The 2,553-nt window shown below is 73.6% G+C and carries 2 protein-coding genes; both read right to left on the bottom strand.

What is annotated here, in order from left to right; genetic code table 11:
• Nucleotides 1–1,061, bottom strand: a 1,061-nt coding sequence (locus tag AC27VN_RS38560) for a M20/M25/M40 family metallo-hydrolase (RefSeq protein ID WP_490880080.1), incomplete at its 3' end; no start/stop codon positions are given.
• A gap of 11 nt (nucleotides 1,062–1,072) precedes the next feature.
• On the bottom strand, nucleotides 1,073–2,553 hold a 1,481-nt coding region (locus tag AC27VN_RS38555), incomplete at its 5' end, for a carboxylesterase/lipase family protein (protein WP_490880079.1).

Below are 2,553 nucleotides of genomic sequence, written 5' to 3'. Positions count from 1 at the left end.
AGCACGGCGCGGATGACGGCGCCCGGATCCTGGCCCGCGACCACGCGCGCGGTCAGCTTGGCGCCGGCCTCGCAGGGCACGATGGTCTTGCCGCCCTCGCCGGTGTAGCCGCCCCACAGGCCGTTGACGTCGAGCGCCGGGCGCAGCGTGATGCGCTCGCGCGCGCTGTAGCCGGGCTCGCCGTGGCCGCTGCCGCCCACGTCCGCGAAGAAGGCGGCCTCGTCGTAGGGAAAGGCCGCGGTGTCGGCGCGCTGCCGCGGCGTCGGCGGCTGCGCGCCGGCATGGAAGCCCTCGACCGCCACGCCGCCGTCGGCATGGTGCAGCGAGGCGATGAGCCGCGCCATCTCGTGCAGCGCGTTGCGCACGCCGCCGCCGTAGCGGCCCGAGTGCAGGTCCTTGTGCGCGCTGCGCAGGCGCACCTCGAGCTGCGCATTGCCGCGCGCGCCGGTATTGATCGTCGGCACCTCGGCGCTCGCGCGGCCGCCGTCGGCCGACAGCACCGCATCGGCCCGCAGCAGCGCGCGATGGCGCTCGACCAGGCGGCGCAGCGAGGGGCTGCCGGTCTCCTCCTCGCCCTCGAGGAAGACCTTGATGTTGACCGGGCAGCCGCCGCGCACCGCGAGGAAGGCCGCGATGGTCTCGAGCGCGATGGTGGTCGAGCCCTTCACGTCGGAACTGCCGCGCGCATAGAGCCGGCCGTCGACCGTGGCCGGCTCGAACGGCGGCGTGCGCCACAGCGCGAGCGGGTCGGCGGGCTGCACGTCGTAGTGGCCGTAGACCATCAGGGTCGGCTTGCCGGGCGCGCCGTTCCATTCGCCGTACACCGCGGGCTCGCCGCCGCCGTCGAGCAACTGCACCTCGTGCAGGCCGATGGCGCGCAGCCGCTCGAGCAGGAAGCGGCGCGCCGTGTCCATGCCGGGCGCGAAGGCCGGGTCGGCGCTCACGCTGGGAATGCGCAGGAAGTCCTCGAGCCAGGCCACGATGGGCTGCTGGCGCGCCGCGAGGTGGTCGATGACGGCCTGCGTGTCGGCGTCCGCGGAAGGGGAGTCTGTGGAATGCATGGTGGTGTTCATCAGTAGATCGGCGGGAACACGCCCGGCCCCCACAGCGTGTCGCAGCGGTGCGTGCGCTCGAAGTCGCCGCGCGTGACACCGATCGCGGGATAGCCGAAGGCGATCAGCGCGGGGTCGGCCGGGGAGGCGAAGCGCGGCCAGGGCGTGGCGACCGGCGAGCCCTGGTTCGGATCGCCGCTGCGCACGAAGTTGAGCAGGTAGCTGCTCATCTGCGCGGCGAGCGCTCGGCGCTGCGTGGCCACGGCGGCATCGCCGCCCGCGGCCGTGGTGTCGGCGGCATCGAGGTACGGATAGCCCGCGAGCTGGTCGGCCATGTCGCCGAAATAGAAGCTGTCCATGCCGTGCGCGCTGCCGTAGTAGAAGGCCGAGGGCCTGGCGGGGAAGGACAGCACCGGGTCGGTGAACTCCCAGCCGTAGACCGGCACCCAGGCCGAGAGCGCGCCGCGCCGCGCGCTGTTGCCGCAGGCGTACATGCCGTCGCCGATGGCGCGCGCGACGCCCTGCGCCGGCACCGCGAAGCGCGAGAGCGGGTAGGCCGCCTCGATGGCCGTGGTGTCGAAGCCCGCGGGCGCGAGGCCGCGCAGGTAGAACGGGTAGACATCGGCGCCGAGCCTGCTGTCGACGAACAGGGTGCCCTCGTCGTACACGCCGCCGATCATCACCGGCACCTGGTTGAAGTTGCCGCTCTCGAAGGCGCGCGCCGGCACCTGCGTGAGCACCTGCGCGTCGACCGTGGGCCGCCACTTGCTGCCGCCCACGGCCAGCAGCGCCGAGGCCGGCAGGCCGCGCAGGCAGGCGACGGTGGCGGCATCGTCGGCCTTGCCGGCGCAGCCCAGCCTGGCGACCGCGGCATCGCCGATGCCCAGCGCCGTGTCCATGCCCTGGTTCGAGTACTCGCCGCCACCGCCGCTCTGCATCACGGCGCGGTGGAACAGGCCCCGGGCTTTCGGCGACTGCAGCAGCGAGAAGCTCTGCGTGGCGCCGGCCGAGGTGCCCCAGATCGTGACCTTGCCCGCGTCGCCGCCGAACGAAGCGATGTTGCGCTGCACCCATTCGAGCGCGGCGATCTGGTCCATCAGCGCGAAGTTGCCGAGGCTGCCGTCGCGGTTGAGCGCGCGCAGCGAGCGGTTGGCGAGGTAGCCGAGCGCGCCGAGCCGGTAGTTGAAGCTCACCACCACGACGCCGCCGCGCGCCGCGAGCGTGCCCGAGGCCTGCGAGCCCGAGCCGAGCACGAAGGCGCCGCCGTGGATGTAGACCAGCACCGGCAGCCGGTCGCCGGGCTTCGCGTCCGCGGGCTTCCAGACATTGAGATAGAGGCAGTCCTCGGCCGAGCGGCCGTCGACATTGGTCTCGGGCGCCTGCAGGCAGGCGGTGCCGAAGGCCTGGGCCTGCAGCGTCGCGTCGTGCGCGGCGGGCGGCCGTGGCGGCGCCCAGCGCAGGTCGCCGACCGGCGGGCGTGCATAGGGAATGCCGAGGAAGG

Source organism: Variovorax sp. 20P10.2.4 (assembly GCF_058244205.1).
This window is presented reverse-complemented; position numbering and strand designations above follow the sequence as displayed.